This is a genomic window from Gammaproteobacteria bacterium (assembly GCA_029881255.1).
Classification (GTDB): Bacteria; Pseudomonadota; Gammaproteobacteria; order S012-40; family S012-40; genus JAOUMY01.
The window spans coordinates 232,150-254,896 of sequence record JAOUMY010000001.1 but is presented as its reverse complement, the minus strand read 5'-3'; the positions used below and the strand labels follow the sequence as shown (position 1 = coordinate 254,896).

20 protein-coding genes are annotated in these 22,747 nt (G+C 50.6%); 3 read left to right on the top strand and 17 right to left on the bottom strand.

The genetic code is table 11. The features are described from left to right. Positions 1–298: 298 nt before the first annotated feature. Positions 299–769 (top strand): nuclear transport factor 2 family protein, encoded by a 471-nt coding sequence (locus OEZ43_01150; GenBank protein ID MDH5544164.1) that lies wholly within the window; start codon positions 299–301, stop codon positions 767–769. Between the two features lie 139 nt (positions 770–908). Here OEZ43_01150 and OEZ43_01145 read toward each other — a convergent pair whose 3' ends face one another. The 16 genes from OEZ43_01145 to OEZ43_01070 form a co-directional block, all read right to left on the bottom strand. After that, a complete protein-coding gene (locus tag OEZ43_01145; protein ID MDH5544163.1) occupies positions 909–1,895 on the bottom strand; it encodes a Nudix family hydrolase in 987 nt (328 codons plus the stop codon). Between the two features lie 2 nt (positions 1,896–1,897). Beyond that, positions 1,898–2,380 carry a signal peptidase II gene (lspA, locus tag OEZ43_01140; GenBank protein MDH5544162.1) on the bottom strand — a complete coding sequence of 161 codons (483 nt, stop codon included), beginning with the start codon at positions 2,378–2,380 and terminating at the stop codon, positions 1,898–1,900. Next, a complete protein-coding gene (ileS, locus tag OEZ43_01135) occupies positions 2,380–5,217 on the bottom strand; it encodes an isoleucine--tRNA ligase (GenBank protein ID MDH5544161.1) in 2,838 nt (945 codons plus the stop codon). Before ileS ends, lspA begins: the two co-directional genes overlap by 1 nt. A gap of 194 nt (positions 5,218–5,411) precedes the next feature. Next, on the bottom strand, positions 5,412–6,029 hold the full coding sequence (gene ureG, locus OEZ43_01130) for an urease accessory protein UreG (protein MDH5544160.1): 618 nt from the start codon (positions 6,027–6,029) through the stop codon (positions 5,412–5,414). Between the two features lie 10 nt (positions 6,030–6,039). Further along, positions 6,040–6,735 (bottom strand): urease accessory protein UreF, encoded by a 696-nt coding sequence (locus OEZ43_01125; GenBank protein MDH5544159.1) that lies wholly within the window; start codon positions 6,733–6,735, stop codon positions 6,040–6,042. Beyond that, positions 6,722–7,192 (bottom strand): urease accessory protein UreE, encoded by a 471-nt coding sequence (gene ureE / locus OEZ43_01120; protein MDH5544158.1) that lies wholly within the window; start codon positions 7,190–7,192, stop codon positions 6,722–6,724. The genes OEZ43_01125 and ureE overlap by 14 nt, the downstream gene beginning before the upstream one ends. Before the next feature lie 2 nt (positions 7,193–7,194). Continuing rightward, positions 7,195–8,898, bottom strand: coding sequence for an urease subunit alpha (ureC, locus tag OEZ43_01115; GenBank protein ID MDH5544157.1), 1,704 nt, complete (start codon positions 8,896–8,898; stop codon positions 7,195–7,197). A gap of 2 nt (positions 8,899–8,900) precedes the next feature. Next, positions 8,901–9,212: an urease subunit beta gene (locus OEZ43_01110; protein ID MDH5544156.1), complete on the bottom strand. Its 312-nt coding sequence runs from the start codon at positions 9,210–9,212 to the stop codon at positions 8,901–8,903. Between the two features lie 20 nt (positions 9,213–9,232). Then, the gene (gene ureA, locus OEZ43_01105) at positions 9,233–9,535 is read right to left on the bottom strand and encodes an urease subunit gamma (GenBank protein MDH5544155.1); all 303 of its coding nucleotides are present in this window, start codon (positions 9,533–9,535) and stop codon (positions 9,233–9,235) included. A 14-nt stretch (positions 9,536–9,549) separates the two neighbouring features. Continuing rightward, on the bottom strand, positions 9,550–10,392 hold the full coding sequence (locus OEZ43_01100; GenBank protein ID MDH5544154.1) for an urease accessory protein UreD: 843 nt from the start codon (positions 10,390–10,392) through the stop codon (positions 9,550–9,552). Further along, complete coding sequence (gene urtE / locus OEZ43_01095) at positions 10,389–11,084, bottom strand: urea ABC transporter ATP-binding subunit UrtE (GenBank protein ID MDH5544153.1); 696 nt, start codon at positions 11,082–11,084, stop codon at positions 10,389–10,391. The genes OEZ43_01100 and urtE overlap by 4 nt, the downstream gene beginning before the upstream one ends. Further along, entirely contained in the window at positions 11,084–11,917 is an 834-nt protein-coding gene (urtD, locus tag OEZ43_01090; protein ID MDH5544152.1) for an urea ABC transporter ATP-binding protein UrtD, read from the bottom strand. The genes urtE and urtD overlap by 1 nt, the downstream gene beginning before the upstream one ends. Further along, the gene (gene urtC, locus OEZ43_01085) at positions 11,914–13,002 is read right to left on the bottom strand and encodes an urea ABC transporter permease subunit UrtC (GenBank protein MDH5544151.1); all 1,089 of its coding nucleotides are present in this window, start codon (positions 13,000–13,002) and stop codon (positions 11,914–11,916) included. The genes urtD and urtC overlap by 4 nt, the downstream gene beginning before the upstream one ends. A gap of 3 nt (positions 13,003–13,005) precedes the next feature. After that, on the bottom strand, positions 13,006–14,631 hold the full coding sequence (gene urtB / locus OEZ43_01080) for an urea ABC transporter permease subunit UrtB (GenBank protein ID MDH5544150.1): 1,626 nt from the start codon (positions 14,629–14,631) through the stop codon (positions 13,006–13,008). Between the two features lie 117 nt (positions 14,632–14,748). Then, positions 14,749–16,014: an urea ABC transporter substrate-binding protein gene (gene urtA / locus OEZ43_01075; protein MDH5544149.1), complete on the bottom strand. Its 1,266-nt coding sequence runs from the start codon at positions 16,012–16,014 to the stop codon at positions 14,749–14,751. A 55-nt stretch (positions 16,015–16,069) separates the two neighbouring features. Further along, the gene (locus tag OEZ43_01070; GenBank protein MDH5544148.1) at positions 16,070–17,212 is read right to left on the bottom strand and encodes a hypothetical protein; all 1,143 of its coding nucleotides are present in this window, start codon (positions 17,210–17,212) and stop codon (positions 16,070–16,072) included. A gap of 196 nt (positions 17,213–17,408) precedes the next feature. On the opposite strand from OEZ43_01070, the gene OEZ43_01065 reads away from it, so the two are divergent. Then, the gene (locus OEZ43_01065) at positions 17,409–20,768 is read left to right on the top strand and encodes an ATP-binding protein (protein ID MDH5544147.1); all 3,360 of its coding nucleotides are present in this window, start codon (positions 17,409–17,411) and stop codon (positions 20,766–20,768) included. Further along, a complete protein-coding gene (locus OEZ43_01060; GenBank protein ID MDH5544146.1) occupies positions 20,752–21,666 on the top strand; it encodes a DNA-binding response regulator in 915 nt (304 codons plus the stop codon). Before OEZ43_01065 ends, OEZ43_01060 begins: the two co-directional genes overlap by 17 nt. Here OEZ43_01060 and ribF read toward each other — a convergent pair. Continuing rightward, entirely contained in the window at positions 21,634–22,584 is a 951-nt protein-coding gene (gene ribF / locus OEZ43_01055; GenBank protein MDH5544145.1) for a bifunctional riboflavin kinase/FAD synthetase, read from the bottom strand. The two genes, OEZ43_01060 and ribF, sit on opposite strands and share 33 nt — an antisense overlap. Between the last annotated feature and the right edge of the window lie 163 nt (positions 22,585–22,747).

Sequence of the window (22,747 nt, the reverse complement as noted above, 5' to 3'; positions counted from 1 at the left end):
ATTACATACAACCCCAATTAACCTAATATTTTGTCTTGCCAAGGCTAGCTCGCCTGGGTTGCAAGATACTGACACGGGCTGCTACTACTTTAGTGCTATTTCTTCATGCTGACACCTTTCGACATGGATCGATCCTCCTGATACGTCGAATAGATTATTTTTACAAATAATTTACCCCACCCACTTATTGTGCAAAATACCACGCCATCGATGTGAACTATCTCACTTCAGTGAACGGGGTGTTAACCGTATTATTATTTGCAACAGAGACATGTTGTGCAGCGAAAAGGAAAGCGACATGACGACACAGTTTCAACAGGTAATGAATGGAATGATTGAGGCGATTCACAGTAAGGACCTGGAGAGCCTGATGGGATACTTTGGCGAGGAAGCTGAGTTGTACGATCCTCATTATCCCATGCCAAAAATGAAAGGAAAGTACGAGATTAGTTGTGGTTTGAAGTGGGCCTTTGGCGGAATCAAGAAGTTTGGTTTCACAGTCGAGCAGGTCTTTGTTTCACAAGATGCAAACAAAGGTGCTGTCGAGATCAACACTTCACACGTTATGAAGACAGGGCAGAAAATGAATTTTTCTCAGGTGTTTGTAGTGGAGTTGCAGGATGGAAAAATCAGTCGTATGCACGCCTATGTGCCATACGGACCGGGCGGAGCCAACGGTTTTGTGCTAGCACTGATTCGATTTTTCCGCAGATTTATTCCTCGCAAACCTGAGTGGGCCACTGGAGAAGTTGCGGGGGCCAGGTTTTAAACGAATTATTAGGAGTCGGACACTCCTCTCTCAACCCCCACCTCCCGGTGTCCGACTTCTGATATTCGTTACTAACAAGAAAAAGCTGCAGGATGCAGTTTAACAAGGAAGCTCCAAACGGAATCGCCCAGGGACGGGCTCAATCAGCGCGGGATGCGGAGGGATTCGCATTCCGCGTTATATTTTTACTTGTAAAAAAAGTAGATATTCCAGCGATGCCTTGTGCGCCGTGAGAAAACGCCTGGTTTAAAAACGCCTTTTCCATACCGCCAAGCGCATATGCTGGCACTGTGGATTCCTCACACAGACTTTTAAGCTTTTCCCATCCCAGCGGTGTTGCTTCGGGATGACTGCTGGTACGTAGCACCGGTGAAATCACGATAAAGTCGACACCTATTGTCAGCGCATGTTGTAATTCTGCGGATGAGTGACAGGAAGCGGAAAGCAAAAATTTTTCAGAAATCGGTCTTTGCTCAAGTGATAAAAGTTGCTGTGTATTCAAATGACGCCCGGCGCTACCAAATACCTCGTTAACAGGTAAATAGGTATTGAGCATGACACGCGCGCGATAGGCATCTGCGAGCGTTTGGACATTATCGATGATACGTCTGATATGTTGTTCTGATCGTTCCTTGATACGCAACTGGATGAGGCGAATACCGTCGCGCAACTGTCCTTCCAGTTGACGGTAAAAACTGTCTTCATCGCGGGGTTCAGGCGTAACTGCATAGCTATCGGGTAATTGTGCCGCCGTGATAATAGGCTGGTTGGCAGCAGGAAAGGGGTAGTTGTCGAGTGCATCGGGACGCACCCAGCTAGTTTCCTGACCTTCCTTGCCGTGGGCCTCGCCGGAAAATTCTGTCACTTTCCAGGTATCGAGTAAAACAGACTTGTCGGGGTAGTCGTGGTTAATCTGAATCAATGGGCGTGCGTCGATAACATCAATGCCGATCTCTTCGTGCAATTCGCGTTTTAATGCGTCGAGTGGTGTCTCGTCCGCTTCACGCTTGCCGCCCGGGAATTCCCATAAACCGCCCTGGTGCTTGTCTGCTGGACGTTTGGCGATGAAGATGTTGCCGCGTTCATCAGTAATAACTGCGGCAACGACATGAACTCTTGTGGTCATTGTTACAGTTCGCTACTCGGCTTGCGGTTACGTTCACTGATGAAGCTCATGACGATGAGAAATCCCGCACCGATAGTGATTGCCGAATCGGCAATATTGAATGCCGGCCAGTGATAATCACCAACATAGAAGTCGAGAAAGTCGACGACGTAGCCATAGGCGAGGCGATCAATCAGATTGCCGATCGCACCACCAAGTACCAGGCTAAGGCCTATTGCCATTTTGCCTTCGTGAGATTTGAGTGAACGTATCCAGAAAATTAATAAAATGCTGATGGCAACTGCGAGTACAGTAAAAAACCAGCGTTGCCAGCCACCCGCGTCTGCAAGAAAACTAAACGCCGCGCCAGGATTGTGCGCCAGCGTGAGATTGAAAAACGGGATCACCTCAACCGGTCGAAACATTTGCAGGTTGGCGCTGGCCGCAAGCTTGCTGAGCTGGTCGAGGATCACCACGACCAGCGATATCCAAGTCCACTTCAGCATCAGGCGTATTGCCTCTTTTCACCACTACCAGCAACGTTGTCTACGCAACGTCCACACAATTCCGGATGCTCGCTGTTTTGTCCAACGCTTTCCAGATGGTGCCAGCAACGTACACATTTGGCATGCTCTGAGGCTTGTGTACGTACCCACATCTCGTCGCCATTTTCTAATGTGATATGTGTGTCGCTCGAGGATTTTTCGGTTTCGCGATGTATACGCGCGCCTGAGGTAATCAACACAAAACGTAGTTCGTTTTCCAGTTTGCTCAAGCGTTGAAATAATTCCTGTCCGCAATACAAGTCCACCTCGGCATCAAGAGAAGATCCGATTTTGCCAGCCACGCGTAATTGTTCAAGCTGCTTGCTCACGGCTACTCGAACTTCGAGAACTTCCTGCCAGTAATCCAGAGTAAACACGCCATCGGTCTCGACTTTCGGTAAGTCATACCAGGTTTCCAGAAATACCGCATCGCTGCGTTGGCCAGGTATGTACTGCCACAATTCATCAGCAGTAAAACTCAAAATCGGCGCAACCCAACGGGTGAACGCTTCCATGATGTGGTACATCGCCGTCTGTGCGGAACGTCGAGCAATAGAATCGGTTTGGGTTGTGTATTGGCGGTCTTTAATAACGTCCAAATAAAAACTGCCCATATCTACCGAACAGAAATTATGAATTTTTTGGTAGATCAGATGAAATTCATAGCTGTCGTAGGCGGCTTTTATTTCATTTTGAACTTCTTGTGTTCTTTGAATCGCCCAACGGTCTAAGGCCAACATGTCGGTTACAGCAACACTGTGTTGAGCCGGGTCAAATTCACTCATATTGGCCAGCAAAAAGCGCGCGGTATTACGAATGCGACGATAGGCATCGGCGGTGCGCTTTAATATCTCCTGTGAGAAAGTCATCTCGCCGCGATAGTCAGTCGCGGCAATCCACAACCGCAAAATATCGGCACCGACGGTTTTAGTGATCTCGTCCGGCTCTACACCATTTCCGCGAGACTTGGACATCTTGTGTCCCTTCTCGTCAACAGTAAAACCGTGGGTCAACACCTGGCGATAAGGTTGAGTGTTATTGATCGCGATTGATGCCAACAACGACGATTGAAACCATCCACGATGCTGGTCCGAACCTTCCAGATATAAATCCGCCGGGAATTGCAAATCGTCACGCGGATTGAGCACGCAAAAATGTGTCACGCCGGAGTCAAACCACACATCGAGGGTATCGGTAACTTTTTGATACTGGGCAGCTTCGTCGCCGAGCAATTCCGCTGTATCGAGATCAAACCAGGCGTCGATACCGCCCTTGTCCATGCGTTGAGCCACTTGTTCAATTAATTCTGGCGTGTGTGGATGCAATTCCTGGGTGTCTTTGTCGATGAATACCGCAATCGGTACACCCCAGGTACGTTGACGCGAGATACACCAGTCCGGGCGTTTCGCGACCATACCTTCGATACGCGCCTTGCCCCAATCCGGTATCCACTGCACTTCCTGGATCGCCTTATTGGCATGGGCGCGCAGTTTGTTCTGTTCCATACTGATAAACCACTGCGGCGTGGCGCGGAAAATGATTGGCGTTTTGTGACGCCAGCAGTGTGGGTAGCTGTGCAATAAGGATTCGGCGTGAACCAGTCTGCCCTTGCTGCGTAAGACTTCTAACACCTGGTCATTGGCCTTGAACACATGTTCGCCGGCAAAGAATTCAGTACCGGGCAGGAATTTTCCGTCGGCACCGACCGGGTTTTCCACTGGCAATTTGTAGCGTGAACCGACGACGTAGTCGTCTTGGCCATGGGCGGGTGCGGTATGCACGGCACCGGTACCTGCATCAGTGGTCACGTGGTCGCCGAGTATTACCGGTACTTCTTTGTTATAAAACGGATGTTGTAACTTCAGGCCTTCCAATGCCTCGCCCTTGGCATAAGCGACGACGCGGTGTTCGTTAAAGTTCCAGCGACCCATGGCGTCTTTCAACAAGGCTTCGGCAATAACTAAACGTTCGGTGCCATGATCGCCATCACATTCAACCACGGCATAATCCAGTCCGGGGTTTAGACATACGGCTTCGTTTGCGGGAAGTGTCCACGGGGTAGTCGTCCAGATCACCAGCGAGATCGGGCCCTTGCCTTCGTTCTCGACATGATGACAACGTGACATCAATGCCGCATCGTCGAGTACCTCGAAACGTACGTCTATCGCAGGTGATTTTTTGTCTTCGTATTCAACCTCGGCTTCGGCCAGCGCCGAGCCGCAATCCACACACCAATGCACCGGCTTAAAGCCCTTGAGCAGATGGCCGTTTTCGATGATCTTGCCCAGGCCGCGTACGATATTGGCCTCGAATTGATAATTCATGGTCAGATAGGGATTTTCCCAATCGCCGAGTACGCCGAGGCGAATAAAGCCTTTGCGCTGTCTGTCGACCTGCTTGCCTGCATATTTGCGACATTCCTTGCGGAAGGTTTTGGCATCGACCTTGGCCCCTGCCTTACCCACGGTTTTTTCCACTTGAAGTTCGATCGGCAGCCCGTGGCAGTCCCAGCCGGGTACGTATGGGGCGTCAAAACCGCTCAAGGTTTTGGATTTGACGATAATGTCCTTGAGTATCTTGTTGACCGCGTGTCCGAGGTGGATATCGCCATTGGCGTAGGGCGGGCCGTCGTGCAAGATGAATTTATCGCGGCCGGCGCCGGTTTCACGCAGTTTCTGATAGAGATTCATGGCGCCCCAGCGCTTGAGAATCTCGGGTTCCTTCTGCGCAAGATTGCCCTTCATCGGGAATTTGGTCTGGGGAAGGTTGAGGGTGTCTTTATAACTCTTTTCGGACATGGTTTCCTGGTCGTCTGTGATTTAGCTGGTGTATCCGGCGGTTGAAACGGCTTCTTCCCCGGCAATTCTTCGGAACAGGGAAGCATAGCAAAATCACGGGCGGGATGTCGCCCAAAACGACGCAATTACCTAGGGGAAAGACTTTCGGCGCGCAAAGAATAGTGTTGGCACAAACCCTGTGCCGCAATAGATATCTATGCCCTGGCCAACATCCCCTTGTCTTTCAGAAAACCGATGATGTCAGTGAGACCTTCACGGGTCTTGAGATTGGTAAAGACATAGGGTTTTTCGCCGCGCATCCGTTGGGTGTCACTATTCATCACGGTAAGTGATGCACCCACGAGTTCAGCCAGGTCGATCTTATTGATGACGAGTAAATCAGAGCGGGTGATGCCGGGGCCGCCTTTGCGCGGGATCTTTTCACCGGACGCCACATCGATGACATATATCGTCAGATCTGCCAGTTCCGGACTGAAGGTGGCGCTGAGGTTGTCACCGCCGCTTTCGATAAAAATGACGTCCAGGTCTTCGAAACGCGCTGACAATTCGGCGACCGCCGCAAGATTCATCGAGGCATCTTCGCGGATGGCCGTGTGTGGACAGCCACCTGTTTCCACGCCGACAATGCGTTCCGGGGCTAAGGCCTGGGCCTCGGTTAAAATACGCTGGTCTTCACGGGTATAGATATCGTTGGTTACAACAGCGATGTTGTAGTCATCGCGCATGGTCTTGCACAGTTGCTCTAGCAAGGCTGTTTTACCCGAACCTACCGGTCCACCCACACCAACACGTAAAGGGGATTTATTATTCATGTTCACTCCATCAGGATCTAAATAGTCGGCAATATTGCGTTTCATGTCGGCTGCTGGCGATCGCCAGCGCCGGCGTACTAGGGCCTAGTTGTTCGTTATTTAATGCACAAGCAGAATCGATCAATGCCGGAATCTGTTCCGACAGTTCAAACAGCAAGGACTGTCCGGCGCTTTGTCCCAGTGGCACCAGTTTGATTGCACTATTGACCGCGTTTTCCAGCCAGCTCCACGCCAATCCCGCCATCAGTTCTTTTACATCGATCTGCCAGTGATATCCGGCGAGAGTATAGTCGGCGATTTGCGTCAGCAGTAATGCGTCGCGATGTGTTTGCAACGCCTGCTCACCGGTCCAGCGCGGTAGTTTTCTCAGTATTTCGAAAAAGGCTAAGGCGCGCTGGGTTTCCTCGGCCCGCAGTTCACTGGTTTCCCGATAACTCCACACGAACTCGCTCCAGTAGAAGAAGTCCTGTGTCGAATTTTCTTGCAGCGCCTGATGCATTCGTTGCATCACTGGCAATTCGAGTCGCGCCAGACTGTTGTCCAGCGTCGATAGTAACCATGCCTGCGTATCCTTTTCATTGCGCACCCAGCCGTTTTCGACTGCCCACTCCAGCCCTTGCGAGTAGGTGAAAGCGCCAATCGGCAGCGACGGGCTGATCATCTGAAACAGGCGCAGCTGCGACAGTTGGGGACTAGTGTTGCGCATGACCATGTCCGTGATGATGTGCGCCGCCCGTCATTTGCTGATAGGCACCGGCCTCTGGCTCAAAGGCGGCATGCGAGACTTCTACACACAATCCCATTTGCTCGAGCATGGCATCGAGAACATGATCGTGCAGATAGCGTATCCAGCCGCTTTCAATCTGTACCGGAACGTGGCGATTACCTAGATGATAGGTGGCACGCGCGAGCAGCGTTAAATCATCGCTGTGCACGGTGGACACACATTCTGCGGCGGCGACAACTTTTACTACCACACCCTGTTCATTGCTCAGGCGATCACCGTCGCGCAGTAAATTGCCGCGCTCGAGAAATAGTCCTGCGTCACGTCCGTCGTCCAGTTTTACCTTGAGCCGACTCTTGCCCCGTTGGTCGATGGGCAGACTCAGCGTAGTTTCGTAGTCACTGTCTTTGTCGGTGAGTATTTGTGTCAGTTCTATCATTGTCAGAATAAAAAGTAACGTTGGGCCATGGGCAACTCGTCGACCGGATCGCAGCTCAGCAGCTGGCCGTCGGCGCGCACCTCATAGGTTTGCGAATCGACTTCCACATGGGGTTGGTAGTCGTTGTGTATCATGTCGGCCTTTTTCACCTTGCGATTGCCGCGAGTAACGCCGATCAGATTCTGTAAACCCAGTTGTTGCGCAATGCCAGCCTTGCTTGCAGCCTCGGAAATAAACGTCATGCTGGTGGCGTTGCGCGCCTTGCCATAACTGCCGAACATGGAGCGATAGTGCACCGGTTGCGGTGTGGGTATCGAGGCATTGGGATCACCCATTGCGGCATAGGCAATCATGCCGCCCTTGATGATGAGTGATGGCTTTACGCCGAAAAACGCGGGATTCCACAACACCAGATCGGCCAGCTTGCCCTTCTCCACCGAACCGACTTCGTGTGCAATGCCGTGGGCGATTGCCGGGTTGATGGTGTACTTGGCGACATAGCGTTTGACGCGATGATTGTCATTGAATGCTGTGTCGCCGCTGAGCGCGCCACGCTGTATTTTCATCTTGTGCGCGGTCTGCCAGGTACGCATGATGACTTCGCCAACACGACCCATGGCCTGTGAATCGGAAGAGATCATGGAGAAGGCGCCGAGGTCGTGAAAGATATCTTCGGCGGCAATCGTCTCACGACGAATGCGCGATTCGGCAAAGGCGACGTCTTCGGCAATCGACGGATCGAGATGGTGACACACCATCAACATGTCGAGGTGTTCGTCGACGGTGTTAATCGTGTAAGGACGCGTCGGATTGGTCGACGAGGGCAGGACGTTGGGCAGGCCACACACGGTAATGATGTCCGGCGCATGTCCGCCACCGGCTCCCTCGGTGTGATAAGTATGTATGGTGCGATCCTTGAACGCGGCAATCGTGTCCTGCACAAATCCCGATTCGTTGAGTGTGTCGGTATGTATCGCGACTTGCACATCGAAGCGATCGGCAACGCTTAAACAGGTATCAATCGCGGCCGGTGTGGTGCCCCAGTCTTCGTGCAGTTTGAGTCCCATTGCACCGGCCTCGATTTGTTCTTCCAGTGGTGCGGCGACGCTGGCGTTACCCTTGCCAAGAAAACCCAGATTCATGGGGAAGGCATCGGCTGCTTGCAGCATGCGGTGAATATTCCACGGACCCGGCGTGCAGGTGGTGGCATTGGTTCCTGTCGACGGACCGGTGCCGCCACCGAGCATGGTGGTCACGCCGGACGCGAGTGCCTCTTCGATTTGCTGCGGACAGATAAAATGGATGTGCGAATCGATGCCACCGGCGGTGAGTATCTTGCCCTCACCGGCGACCACATCGGTGCCCGGACCGATGACGATGTCGACATTGTTCTGTATGTCCGGGTTGCCCGCCTTGCCTATCGCCGCGATGCGCCCGTTCTTGATGCCGACATCGGCCTTGATGATGCCCCAGTGATCGATGATCAGCGCGTTGGTGATGACCAGATCAACGACTTCACTGGCGCAGGCCTGCGACTGTCCCATGCCATCGCGGATGACTTTGCCACCGCCAAATTTGACTTCGTCGCCATAGGTCGTGAAATCTTTTTCAACTTCAATCCACAGTTCAGTATCGGCGAGACGCATCTTGTCGCCGGTGGTCGGGCCAAACATTTCCGCATAGGCGCGTCTGGACATTTTCGCCATGATTAATCCTCCAGTTGTCCCATGATGTCGCCACGAAAACCGTAGACCTGTCGCCTGCCGCTATAACTCACCAGTTCCACGCGTCGACGCTGGCCGGGTTCGAAACGCACCGCCGTACCGGCGGCGATATTCAGACGACATCCGCGGGTGGCCTCACGATCGAACTGCAGTGCTGGATTGGTTTCGTAAAAGTGGTAATGCGAACCGACCTGTACGGGACGGTCGCCGGTATTGGCGACATCGATCTGCACCGTTGTCAGGCCGACATTGATGTCGATATCGCCATCGGCAGTAATGATTTCTCCGGGTTTCATAAAATTCTCCTGCCTCTTTCCTAGACGATGGGATTGTGAACCGTGACCAGTTTGGTGCCGTCGGGAAAAGTAGCTTCCACTTGAACCTCGTGTACCATATCAGCCACCCCAACCATCACCTGATCGGCGTTTAATACTTCACGACCTTCGTTCATCAAGTCAGCAACGGTCTTTCCGTCGCGAGCGCCTTCCATGATTGCCGCGGTAATCATCGCGACGGCTTCGGGATAGTTGAGTTTAAGTCCGCGCGCCAGTCTTCTTTCTGCGAGTAGCGCAGCGGTGAAGATCAGCAATTTATCTTTTTCGCGTGGAGTCAATTCCATAGGTTTTCCTCATCTCATGTCGCCCAGATACGTGGAAGTACTGCTGGACGTTGTAGTAATTCGGGTCTGAGCATTTGCCAGATGGGTATCATTATTTGCTGGATCTTCTCGGTCTGATGTCCAAGTATGCGAACGATGAGTAAGTCATCGAGTAGTGTGACGCCACAACACAATTCGTCGAACTGTTGATGCAATTGTTGTTGTACGGATTCTTTTAGTTGTTGATTGCAGCCACTGGCGAAAAAACTTCCCATCATCGGGAAGCCGCGTAAACCAGTGGGTGAGTTCAAGTCAAACGCGTTCACCACGCGTAAGTTGTCACGCAACAATGGACGCTGTTGGCGGAAAATTTCGAATCGAGCGGAAAGTACGCCGGTATCGAATAGTTCACGGTTGCTTGGTCGCCCAAGGCAATTGATTTCCCAACCGACAAATTTCGCGCCGTGTTCGAGGTCGACACGAGTGCGGCAATCCGCACAAGCGCCGGGGAAAAAAATATTTTCCTGGGGAAACCACTCCAGGCACGCGTCTTTGTCGACAAAAAAATGCTGTCTGACTTTTGCGGTGTGACCAGCACTGCGATAGAACTTCGTCGAGCCGGGAGTTGTGATCAATGTTTGGGCGCCTGCTTCGAGTACAACGTCGATGTTCAGTTGATCGCTGGCGACGACGCCTCCAGGCGGGTGTAATAAATAAATGTGCGGTAGATTCGCTTCGGGATAAAACGGGCGTTGCACGCGCAAGGGACCGAGGCTGCGATTGCGCCTCATGACGGTGGTCCCCCGCCGAAGCGACAGAGTGAGTTCCAGTTCCGCCTTCCAGCCTGTCGCAGTTTTGTCTAATACCGCCACACTCATACTGTGAGATATTCCTTTACCAGAGACTCGCTCAATTCGTCGATATTGCCATTGGCGACACGTCTGCCACGATCAAGAATGTAATATCGGTCCGCTACCTTGCGCACAAAAGGTAGCTTCTGTTCAACAAGTAAAACCGTAAGCCCGATCTCTTTGTTGAGTTTGCGAATAACGTCGCCAATTTCTGCTACTACATTCGGTTGTATTCCTTCAGTTGGCTCATCCAGTATCAGTAGTTTTGGATCGAGTACCAGCGCACGACCTATCGCTAATTGCTGTTGTTGGCCGCCGGAGAGGTCACCGCCACGGCGTTGCAGCATTTCCTTTAAAACTGGAAACAGGTCGAAAATGAATTCAGGGATTTTTCGGATATTGTCGCGACGCGATGACAGACCAATTCTGAGATTTTCTTCGACCGTGAGTAACGGAAAAATCTGACGACCCTGCGGAACGTAGCCAATGCCATTGCGTGCGCGTTGCTCCATGCTCATGCTGTGTAGCGGCTTATCCTGGTAGACGATTTCACCGCTTTCCAGTGACAATGCCCCCATAATGCAATTCAGCAGCGTGGTTTTACCAACGCCATTGCGTCCCATCAGACAGGTGCATTGTCCCGGTGTTATTTCCATTTCGATATCCCAGAGTGTATGGCTCTGGCCGTAGAACTGGTTCACCCCAGAAAGTGTCAGCATCAGTCTTCCCCCAGATAAACTTCTTTCACGCGTGGATCGTTTTGCACCTGATCCATGGTGCCCTCGGATAAAACGCTTCCCTGATGCAGAACCGTTACCTTGCGTGCGATCGAGCGTACAAATTCCATGTCGTGTTCAACCACTATCACGGAGCGCTCACCGGCGAGCGAGGTTAGCAGTGCTGCCGTACGTTCCATTTCCTGATGGGTCATACCGGCAACAGGTTCATCAACCAGCAACAAAGCGGGTCTCTGCATGAGTAGCATGCCGATCTCCAACCACTGCTTCTGTCCGTGTGATAGTTTCGCCGCCAGTTCTTTTTGCATGTCGACGAGATTAATCGTGTGTAACACTTCGTCGATGTGATCCCGTTGTTCGCCACTTAGTCTGGCGAACAGCAAAGGGATGACACGTTTGTTCTGCGCCATCGCGAGTTCCAGATTCTGACACACCGTTAGTGACTCGAACACAGTTGGTTTCTGAAATTTTCTACCGATACCGGCTTCGGCGATACGCGGTTCATCCAGTTCGAGTAGATTGAGGCGTTGGCCAAACCATACTTGTCCGCTGTCTGGTTTGGTACGCCCCGTAATAATATCCATCATTGTCGATTTGCCGGCGCCATTCGGACCGATAATACAGCGCAATTCGCCTGCGTCGATGTAAAGATTCAAATCATTGATCGCTTTGAATCCATCGAAGCTCTTGTTCACGCCTTCGATATATAGTGCGATGTTATGTGAAAGATCTAGCTTCGGTGGCTCTGGTGGGACCAGAAAACTAAAGACCTTGTCGCGATTTCGAACTTCCTTGATGGTGTCAGTGAAACTCATGCGCCAACCCTCCGATTCCATCGCAATCCCGCCATGCCCTTAGGCAGATACATAGTGACAAGTACGAATAAGGCGCCGAGTGCAAATAGCCAGACTTCGGGTAATGCGGCGGTGAAATAGGTTTTGGAGTAATTGACCAACAATGCCCCTATGACCGCGCCAAACAGTGTTGCCCGACCACCGATTGCGACCCAAATAATAAGCTCAATGGAATTGAGCGGAGAGAATTCGCTTGGGTTAATAATGCCCACCTGTGGAACATAAAGTGCGCCGGCGATGCCTGCGAGTACAGCAGAAAAAGTGAAAATCCAAAGCTTGATGTTTTCGACCCGATAACCGATGAATCGCGTACGGCTCTCAGCGTCTCTGATTGCGACACAGGCAAGTCCGAGTCGCGAATTGACGATATAGCGCGAGGCGACATAACCGCCAGCCAGTGCGAATGCCGAAGCAATAAACAGAAAGACGCGTGTGCCATCTGAGCGTAAATCAAAACCGAGTATGTCTTTAAAATCGGTAAGTCCGTTATTGCCGCCAAAACCCATCTCATTGCGGAAAAAGGCGAGCATGAGTGCGTAAGTCAGTGCCTGGGTAATGATCGATAGATACACACCGGAAACGCGTGATCGAAAAGCGAGGTAACCGAATACAAAGGCCAACACACCGGGTACGACGATAATCATCAATGCAGCAAACCAGAACATATCGAAGCCATGCCAGAACCAGGGTAGCTCTTGCCAGTTCAGAAACACCATAAAGTCGGGTAATACCGGATTGCCGTAGACGCCGCGATCACCGATCTGGCGCATCAAATACATGCCCATGACATAGCCACCGAGTGCGAAGAAGGCTGCATGGCCAAGACTGAGTATGCCAAGATATCCCCACACCAGGTCGGCAGCGACAGCGAGCAAGGCGTAAGTTAAATACTTGCCTAATAGCGTCACACTATAGGTCGAAAAATGAAAAATACTGTCTTGTGGTACCAATAAATTGAATATCGGTACCAGAACACACACCAGCAACAACAGTCCGAGAAACCATTGACCAGCTTTGTCGTCTTGAATAAAGCGTGCTGTAAACATGGATCAATCCTCCGCCGCACGACCACGTTGGGGAAACAGTCCTTTGGGACGCTTCTGAATGAATAGAATGATGAAGACCAGAACAAGGATTTTGGCCAACACGGCGCCGGCCCAGGGTTCCATAATCTTGTTGGCAACGCCGAGACTCAGACCTGCTACCAGTGTTCCCCAGAGATTGCCGACGCCGCCAAATACCACGACCATAAACGAGTCGATGATGTATGCCTGCCCAAGATTTGGTCCGACATTGGTTAGCAGACTTAGGCCAACGCCAGCAATGCCTGCTATGCCTGCACCTAAACCAAAGGTGAGCGCATCGACCCAGTCTGAACGAACACCCATCGCGCGCGCCATGGTACGATTTTGTGAAACTGCTCTGACCTGTAGTCCCAATGGCGTTTTCTTCATGATGGCGATCAAGGCCATAAAGACGGCGAGGCAGAACAAGATGATGTAAAAGCGATTCCAGGTGAGTGCGAGCACTTCGTTAATCTGCCACGCACCGGACATCCACTGCGGTGTTTCTACGGTGCGATTTAGTGGTGAAAAAATACTGCGCACCGCTTGTTGCAGAACAAGACTTATCCCGAACGTTGCTAATAACGTTTCCAACGGTCGTCCATATAGATGGCGTATGATGCCACGCTCAATGGCAATGCCAACCAGGCCGGATACAATAAACGCCGCAGGGATAGCCACAACGATTGATAGCCCAATATTATTCGGCATGAGTTGTTGCACCACAAAAGTGGTATAGGCACCGATCATAATTAATTCGCCGTGGGCCATATTGATAACGCCCATGACACCAAAGGTAATAGCCAGTCCGATCGCGGCGAGCGCCAACACCGAGCCTAAACTGAGGCCGAAGAATATGGTTTCAAAAATGCCATAGATTTCCTTGCGATCCCGAATAGATTGCGCGGCGCGCTTTGCTGCATTTTGCAGTTGTTTGTCTGGCGAGGTATAGATTTTTAATGCGTTTAGTGCGGCAGGATTGAGACTTTCGCCCAAGGTCTCGATCGCGTTTAGGTGTTGTGTTGAATCCTCGTTTTGCAAGTCAACAATGGCAATCAAGGTTTGCATTGCGGTGCGTATCTCTTCGTTCTGCTCTTTGTCGACACGGGGGCGCAAGATGTCCGCGCTCTCTGTCTCGGGCTCTTTCAATAATTCAGTTACGGCGTTGAGTCTTACGCCAGCATCAGCGTGGTTGAGCTCCAGTCCAGCTAAAGCCTGTTTTAAAATGCCTCGAAGGGTGTTGTTGATTTTCGCTTTTTTAAATCCGCGTTTGCGTTCCTGAGTGATGACTTCTTCGTCGAGCAATGCGGAAAACTGATATCCGTCTTCTAGTTCCTTGATGCGATAGAGCTTCAGGGTTTCCTTTGAGAAATACAGTTCGCCTTGCAGCATTGTTCGCATAACCATAGCGGCCTGGGGTGGATTGTGCGTGACAATCGCATCTATTGCATCGGCCTTATCCGAATAACTGTCTTCGGTAAGCATTTCCCAGGCTTGCTGCAGCGTCAATTCTTGCGCATGTGCGTTAACGAGAAAGCAGCTGAGCAGAATGGCAAACAATGAACTCGCATTGAGTATTCCTGGTATTCGTTGACGGAGTATCCGAAGCATTACCATGTCATTCCATTTTGTTAGAAGTTAAAGAGGGAAGTATCACTATCGTGATACTTCCCAGGTGCGCGGTGAGTGAAAGAGGAGTTTGTTTTACCTTGCACCGTGATTACCAAATTAGAAATTTTGACCACTACACTTATTGGTTTTTACGTTGTAGTTTCCGCAGGACAGAGGTGCACGCCAATCAGCGATGATGTCTTTAGAGCCAGGAAGAAAATCTGACCAGGCGTCTCCGGCTACTAAACCTGAAGTTTTCCAGACCGTTTCGAACTGACCATTCTTTTGAATTTCACCGATGAGTACTGGCTTGGTGATGTGATGATTCGGCATCATAGCTGAGTAACCACCAGTCAGATTGGGAACGGTAATACCGATGATCGCATCCTTAACGGCTTTTGGATCGGTTGTGCCCGCCTTTTCGACTGCCTTTACCCACATATTGAAGCCGATATAGTGCGCTTCCATGGGATCGTTGGTAACGCGCTTCTTGTTCTTGATGTATTTGTGCCAGCTGCCAATAAACTCTTCGTTGACGTCAGATTCGACACTCATGAAGTAATTCCATGCAGCCAGGTGACCCACCAGTGGCTTGGTGTCGAGGCCGGAGAGTTCCTCTTCACCGACAGAGAAGGCGACGACTGGAATGTCTTCGGCAGATACACCCTGATTGCCTAACTCTTTGTAGAAAGGTACGTTGGCATCACCGTTGATAGTTGAAACCACCGCTGTTTTTTTGCCCGCGCTACCAAACTTCTTGATATCGGAAACGATAGACTGCCAGTCAGAATGACCGAACGGCGTATAGTTGATCATGATGTCTTTTTTGTCCACGCCTTTAGAAATCAAGTAGGCCTCTAAAATTTTGTTGGTAGTGCGCGGATAGACATAGTCAGTACCCGCCAGTACCCAGCGTTTGACTTTCAAATCATTCATTAAATAATCAACTGCAGGAATTGCCTGTTGGTTAGGTGATGCGCCGGTATAGAAAATATTTTCTGAAGACTCTTCGCCCTCATATTGAACCGGATAGAACAGCAAACTATTCAACTCTTCGAATACCGGTAAAACCGACTTGCGAGATACGGAAGTCCAGCAACCAAATACAACATCGGTTTTTTTCTTGCTGATCAGTTCGCGAGCCTTTTCCGCAAATAGTGGCCAGTTCGATGCGGGGTCGACGACTACGGCCTCGAGTTTCTTGCCGAGTAGACCACCTTTTTTGTTCTGCTCATCGATGAGCATTAACATGGTGTCTTTCAATGTGGTTTCGGAAATAGCCATGGTGCCTGACAAGGAATGCAGTACACCAACCTTGATAGTGTCTTTTGCCCAGGCGACGCTGTTGCTGGCAATAGTTGCGGCGACAGCTGCGGTGAGCATGAGTTTCTTGTAGCTAAATTTTTTCATCATCTTTCTCCTGAAGGAATGTGAACGCTTAGAGTTGCATTTGCATGCCGAATGACATGGTCTTGCTGTCGGTTCCAGCAGCACCGCTCGCGTTCGCGTCGCCACTAGTGAAATTGAGGTTGAGTTTCATGTTCTGCCCGGAAATCACATAGTTCATACCGAGCTCAGCCAGAGAGCTGGCGGCTCCAGTACTGGGTGAGTTGCCTGTGTAGCGCAGATAGGGTTGGATCTGACCCGGACCCATTTTTCCACCGAGTAGAAACCCGACAGTTGCAAAATAGGAATCACCGTCAAACATGCCAAACGTTGGTGTGGCTGCGGTGGTATCAACCATGAATTTCTTGTATTCACCTTCAAACGTTAGCGCCGAACCACCAGACAGTGTTTTTTCGAGCAAAGCATCTACGGCGACCCCCGTAAATGAGCCGTCGTTGGTAGCGTCGCCATAGCCATCAGCCTGGTATTGCGCAGAAAACCCCAGTGTGAGAATGTCGCTGCCCTTACCGAAATAGGTGCTGCTGGTGTAATAGGCAGGATTGCCCTCCATATCGAGGAAGTTGTAAGCAAGACGTGTTGCGATCAGCGGCATGTCTTTACCATTGGTCGGGCCACTCAGACCATCGAAGACGCCGATGGCGTATTGAAATTTCGCCAGTGTTCCCCACACGGTGACCCCATCATCGCGGCCATAGGTGCCGGCGACACCATTGCTGCCGTTGGCGATGTCATTGTCTGAAGGAAACAAGGGGACGGTATATTGGTTCCAACTCAAGGCGTAAAACGGGCCGTTCATTTCGATACGGTCGGCTGGCGTCAGCATGCGTCCCGCCCAGACATTGAATGCCTTGCTTGGTTCATATTGGATAACCGCGTCCAGAACGCCGTATTCGCCCCACATCTTTTCTGTGCCGAAGGAGAATTTCAGCGACTTGTTGGCCTGACCGGAAATATACAAACGCGTGCTTTGCATATCGATTCCAGTACTGGGGCTGTTGCCATTCGGTGAACCGTCCAGCGTACTGGACACGCCAAAACGCAACCCTGCGCCCAGCGAGATCCAGGTGTCTTCATCGACGCTAATCTTGGCGCCAGCCAGTGTCGTACCGCTTAGCGACGCGAGCGCACTAGCCAGCAGAAGCTTTTTGGTGATGGTTTTTTTGCTTGCTATCATTCGATCTTCCTTTTCTGTCAAACATTGAGAGGACTCAGCAGAAGCGACATGTTTCTGTTGGTACTCAGTATCCGATGAAGGGAAATCGTGGAGAATGCGAACAATACCCAGTAGGCATACGTCAAATTACGCATATCCTTATTGAACAATCTGCGGTATAGCTGGTGGTGCCGTAGTTAAACCAGTTTCTGAAGTTATGTCTCCAAAACCTCGTACTCCCAATTTCCGGCGAGAATACAGCCAGTGGATTGCTAATCAAACACTGGAGGACTATTCGCTACGCTATACCGCCAAGCGAGCTCGCCGCTGGAGTAACGCCCGTGTAGCGAATACAGCCCTGGGAATCGTGTCATTTCTGGCTTTGGAGGCGATCGGCGGTACCATCACCTTGAACTATGGCTTTATCAACGCGTTCTGGGCAATCATGGTGGTCGGGCTGATTATCTTCTTGTGCGGACTACCGATTTCGTATTATGCCGCCAAATATGGCGTGGACATTGACCTGCTCACACGTGGCACCGGCTTCGGCTACATCGGCTCGACAATTTCGTCACTGATCTATGCATCATTCACGTTTATCTTCTTTGCCATCGAAGCGGCGATTATGTCGATGGCGATACACATGGCGACAGATATTCCGCTGTCGATTGCCTATGTGATCAGCGCCTTGGTTGTGATTCCACTGGTGACACACGGCATTAGTCGTATCAGTACCTTTCAGGCATGGACGCAACCGTTGTGGATACTGCTGCAATTATTACCCTTGTTTTACGTTGCGAGTAATCAATCAGGTGTTTTTCAGCAATGGATGAATTTTGAAGGGGTTAAACAGGCGGCGAACGAGGGTCTCAGTTTGTATTTGTTTGGTGCATGTGCCGCAGTTATTTTTCCGCTGATTGCGCAAAATGGCGAACAGGCGGATTTTCTGCGTTTTCTGCCGGTAAACAAAGAAAGGCGTTTAAGCTGGTGGATGGCGGTCATTAGTGCAGGGCCAGGTTGGGTGATCGTCGGCGTTGCAAAATTACTACTCGGTTCCTTCCTCGCTGTACTTGCCTTGAACTATGGCCTGAGTCTTTCTGAAGCTGCTGACCCCGCGCATATGTATGCGGTGGTGTTTGAGTATCTGACGCAAAATCCGCAAACAGCGATATACGTAGCGGCGGTGTTTGTGGTCATCTCGCAATTAAAGATCAATGTGACTAATGCCTATGCCGGTTCGATTGCCTGGGGTAATTTTTTTTCCCGATTGACTCATCATCATCCAGGCCGGGTCGTGTGGCTGTTTTTCAATGTCGCGATTGCCTTGCTGCTGATGGAGCTGGGTTTATATCAGGCCTTTGAAGAAATCCTGGTGACGTATTCGATATTAGTGGTCGCCTGGATAGGCTGTGTGGTGGCGGATCTCGTGGTTAACAAACCGCTGGGATTGAGCCCTCGCCATATTGAGTTCAGGCGTAGTCATCTGTATGACATTAATCCCGTCGGCGTTGGCTCCATGATCATCGCGTCGGCCACGGGCTTTGGCGCGAGTCTTGGTCTACTTGGAGATACGTTTAAGGTGATGGCACCGTTCATCGCGTTGGGCTTGCCGTTTATCACCGTGCCTCTAATTGCCTGGTTGACGCAAAGTCGATTTTATCTGAACAACGTATCTGATCTCGAATGTAGTGCGGAAAACCTGGTGTCCTGTGTTGTGTGTGAAAACGCCTTTGATGTGGAAGATATGAGCGCCTGTCCCAGTTATAACGGCGCGATCTGTTCCTTGTGCTGTTCACTGGACGCGCGCTGCGGTGATCGTTGTCGTCCGCAGGCACATTTTGCAGCACAGACATCAAGTTTTCTCGGGCGAATTCTACCACCGCATCTGAATCAGAAACTGCATTCGACTACGAGTCAGTTCTTTGTGATTTTCAGTGTTACGGGTGTGGTGATCGCCGCCTTGTTGAGTCTGGTTTATTATGCGCAGGCCGATGCGTCCCTGCGTGATCTCTTGCTCATCGAGTCAACGCTGTGGCGTGTATTTTTTCTCTTGTTGGTCGTTGCTGGCGTGTTGGTGTGGCTGTATGTGCTTGCGCAACGCAGTGCACGACTGGCGCTAACCGAACTGGAATCGCAGGCGCAGTTGCTCGAAGATGAGGTAGACGCGCATGAAGAAACCAATCGCAAATTACTTGATGCCAAGAATGCCGCAGATACTGCCAATCAGGCAAAAAGTCGCTACCTCTCCGGAGTAAGTCATGAGTTAAGAACGCCATTGAATACCATCTTTGGCTATGCGCAACTCATGGAAACCAATGAAGACCTGGACGCGAAAACCCGTAACGTGGCAACGATAATTAGACGCAGCGGACAACACCTGTCGGACGTCGTCGAAAGCCTGCTCGATTTTTCGAAGATAGAGGCGAGACGTTTAGAAATACACCGGGAGCGCGTTGCGATAACCAAGCTGATTTCACAACTCGATGAAATGTTTTCGCAACAGGCCCGTGCAAAAGGAATAACGTTTAAAGTACATAACATTGAATGTCTACCAAGTTATGTTAATGCAGACGAGAAACGTCTGCGTCAGATCTTGTTAAATCTACTTTCCAATGCATTGAAGTATACCGAGCATGGCAGTGTCGATCTGATTGTGAGTTATCGCAATCAGGTCGCAACATTCCTTGTCAGGGATACAGGCGTGGGAATACCCAGGGAGGATCTTACGCGAATTTTTGAACCATTTGAGCGGGTCAAATCGAAAACTACCAGTAAAGTTAGCGGCACAGGATTGGGCTTGACGATTAGTCGTCTATTGGCAGAACTGATGGGCGGTCAGATCCTTGTTAGCAGTGAGGAGGGTAAGGGTAGTGAATTTAGTATTCAGCTGATGTTGCCCGGTGTGACAGGGGTTTATCGAAAGCACAACCAGGTGACCAAGATTCGAAAACTGGATGTGGAACGAACGCTGTTGCTGGTGGATGATGAAGAAGCTCATCGCAATGTGATCAAGGATCTGCTGGCGCCGGCGCGTTTTCGTATCGTCGAAGCTGATTGCACAGAAGCTGCGCTAAAAAAGGCAGAACAAGAACACATAGACCTGTATCTTCTCGATATTAATCTGCCCGACGCGAGCGGTTGGACGCTACTGCAAAGTTTGCGCAATAAACATGTGACGCAGCCAGTAATCATGTTGTCAGCCGATCCCTATGAAGCGGACGCAGTGAATCAAATGCGAGATAAATTTGACGCCTATATCAATAAACCCGTGGTGTTTGAAAAATTGATAGAGCAGTTGGAAAAGGCGCTAAAAATCAGTCTGCTTTCCGACGATGAGTCAGTCGATGCGCATGATATCGAGATCAGAACTGAGGATATGCGCGATCTTGGTGCAATGATCGAGTACGCGCGAATCGGTTATCTCAAAGGACTGAATGACTGTATCGCTCAGTTGGAAGAAAGATATTATTATGCAAATTGGTTTTCCCACTTGAAGTTGCTTGTCGAGGTGTGTGACCTAGATGGTATTGTTCAAGCGGTGAGTGAGCTGGGGGAGTTTGGTGATACAACAATTTAAAGGAAAATTCGTCGTTCTGGTCGTCGATGACGACCCGGGTTCGCTGAGCATGATTAATATGGCGTTAGACGATGTCGGCATAGCCGTGCTCGTCGCGCTAAATGGTCAACAGGCTCTGAATGTGTTGGACCAGGTGACCCCGGACGTAATTTTGCTGGATGCCTTGATGCCGGTCATGGATGGGTATGAAACCGCGAGAAATATTCGTCGGATCCTGCCTTTGGTGCCGGTAATTTTTATGACAGGTTTGAGCGAAGAAGAGGATATCGTTAAGGCATTTGAAAGCGGCGGTTCGGACTATATTGTGAAGCCTATTAAACCTCAAGAATTATTGGCGCGTATTCGGCAGCATAGTAATGCCGCAAAAATGTTGATCGAAGCACGACAAGCCCTGGATACAGCGAGTCAACATGTGTTCTGCATTGATGGTAGCGGTCATGTTTTGTGGGCAACGCCAGAGGCGCAGCAACTGCTAGATGAGTTTTGTACCGAGCAGAATGGCGATACACTTTCGACAAAATTTCGTTCCTGGCTGCCCAATGGAATGAGTGGACACGACCTTGCGTTACCCTATAAGCAGGAATTGCTGACAGTGCGATACTTTAAACAAGGGCGTGAGGATGAGTTTTTACTAAAGGTCCAATTACCAACCGCCGAGGTCAAGCCTGCTGTCTTGGAAAGTGCGTTGCGGATTACCCACCGTGAAGCGGAAGTGTTGTTGTGGGTGGCACACGGCAAAACGAACCGCGAAATAGCCGAAATCCTCGATATGAGCCCGAGAACGGTAAATAAACATCTTGAGCAAATGTATCCGAAAATCGGTGCGGATAATCGCACCTCCGCTGCGTCAATCGCCATTCAGTCTTTACTGGGTGGGCGTATTGGTCGACCGGTCTAGGTGTATTTTTCTAGCTTGTTCACTATCCCTGGCAATTTGTTGCTTGAGGGCGTCCAGCCCATCGAAGCGCATTTCTGGTCGAATGAAGTCGATGAAGTTTACTTTTACGTGTCGACCATAGATGTCATGGTCGAAATCAAACAAATGAACCTCTAGCAGGCTACGCGTTCCATCGACTGTCGGGCGATTACCGACGTTGGCGACACCTGTTACAGGGGTATTCCCGAGCCCTTCCATATTTACCGCATAAACCCCGCTAACTGGGACTGATTTACGGTGCAAATGGATGTTGGCCGTCGGGAAGCCGATAGTGCGCCCACGTTTATCACCATGCGCGACACGGCCAAGCATGGCATAGTCGCGACCCAATAGTCGTTTGACCGTCTGCATGTCGCCATCTGCCAGGGTTTTGCGCACCCGGGTACTACTGACGCGTTCATCGTCTATCGCTACAGTTTCGGTGTTTTCGATGCTATAGCCATATTCCTCACTCGAACGGGTAAGCATATCAAAATCACCGCGCCGCTGTCGCCCAAAACGGAAGTCATCACCGACGATAAGGTGGCGAATGGCCAGTTTTTCCGCCAATACCAGTTGTATAAATTGCTCGGGTTCTAATGAGGCCAGCCACTGGTTGAAACGCAGGCACAAAACCTGGTCTACGCCCCATTCTTTCAATAGGGTCATTTTCTCGCGAAAACGCGTCAAACGTGAAATCGCCGGATCGGGCCGCAGAAACTCCTGGGGATAGGGCTCAAAGGTGATGAGCGTCGCAGGCACACCACGCTCGGCGGCCACCTGCTTGAGGCGCACAATGATGTCCTGGTGCCCAAGGTGTAGGCCATCAAAATTGCCGATGGTCGCTACACACTGCTGGTGTTCGGCCCGAATATTATGTAGGCCGCGAATAATTTTCACTGTTCGTTCCGGGGTTTGAGCTAGTCGCTGGATTATAACCGAATTTGAGCTTGCGCACTGCGCTGGTATATTTGTCAGATTGGGCGAGCAGGTAGATACAATCACCGCCAGGTTTTGAGAATAATAGTTGATATCTGGAGTGTTGGATCGAACATAGTGGGGC

Coding starts and splice junctions, on each gene's coding strand:
- OEZ43_01150 (MDH5544164.1), top strand. CDS start 299: ATGACGACACAGTTTCAACAGGTAATGAATGGAATGATTGAGGCGATT.
- OEZ43_01145 (MDH5544163.1), bottom strand. CDS start 1,895: ATGACCACAAGAGTTCATGTCGTTGCCGCAGTTATTACTGATGAACGC.
- lspA (MDH5544162.1), bottom strand. CDS start 2,380: ATGCTGAAGTGGACTTGGATATCGCTGGTCGTGGTGATCCTCGACCAG.
- ileS (MDH5544161.1), bottom strand. CDS start 5,217: ATGTCCGAAAAGAGTTATAAAGACACCCTCAACCTTCCCCAGACCAAA.
- ureG (MDH5544160.1), bottom strand. CDS start 6,029: ATGAATAATAAATCCCCTTTACGTGTTGGTGTGGGTGGACCGGTAGGT.
- OEZ43_01125 (MDH5544159.1), bottom strand. CDS start 6,735: ATGCGCAACACTAGTCCCCAACTGTCGCAGCTGCGCCTGTTTCAGATG.
- ureE (MDH5544158.1), bottom strand. CDS start 7,192: ATGATAGAACTGACACAAATACTCACCGACAAAGACAGTGACTACGAA.
- ureC (MDH5544157.1), bottom strand. CDS start 8,898: ATGGCGAAAATGTCCAGACGCGCCTATGCGGAAATGTTTGGCCCGACC.
- OEZ43_01110 (MDH5544156.1), bottom strand. CDS start 9,212: ATGAAACCCGGAGAAATCATTACTGCCGATGGCGATATCGACATCAAT.
- ureA (MDH5544155.1), bottom strand. CDS start 9,535: ATGGAATTGACTCCACGCGAAAAAGATAAATTGCTGATCTTCACCGCT.
- OEZ43_01100 (MDH5544154.1), bottom strand. CDS start 10,392: ATGAGTGTGGCGGTATTAGACAAAACTGCGACAGGCTGGAAGGCGGAA.
- urtE (MDH5544153.1), bottom strand. CDS start 11,084: ATGCTGACACTTTCTGGGGTGAACCAGTTCTACGGCCAGAGCCATACA.
- urtD (MDH5544152.1), bottom strand. CDS start 11,917: ATGAGTTTCACTGACACCATCAAGGAAGTTCGAAATCGCGACAAGGTC.
- urtC (MDH5544151.1), bottom strand. CDS start 13,002: ATGTTTACAGCACGCTTTATTCAAGACGACAAAGCTGGTCAATGGTTT.
- urtB (MDH5544150.1), bottom strand. CDS start 14,631: ATGCTTCGGATACTCCGTCAACGAATACCAGGAATACTCAATGCGAGT.
- urtA (MDH5544149.1), bottom strand. CDS start 16,014: ATGCTCACCGCAGCTGTCGCCGCAACTATTGCCAGCAACAGCGTCGCC.
- OEZ43_01070 (MDH5544148.1), bottom strand. CDS start 17,212: ATGATAGCAAGCAAAAAAACCATCACCAAAAAGCTTCTGCTGGCTAGT.
- OEZ43_01065 (MDH5544147.1), top strand. CDS start 17,409: ATGTCTCCAAAACCTCGTACTCCCAATTTCCGGCGAGAATACAGCCAG.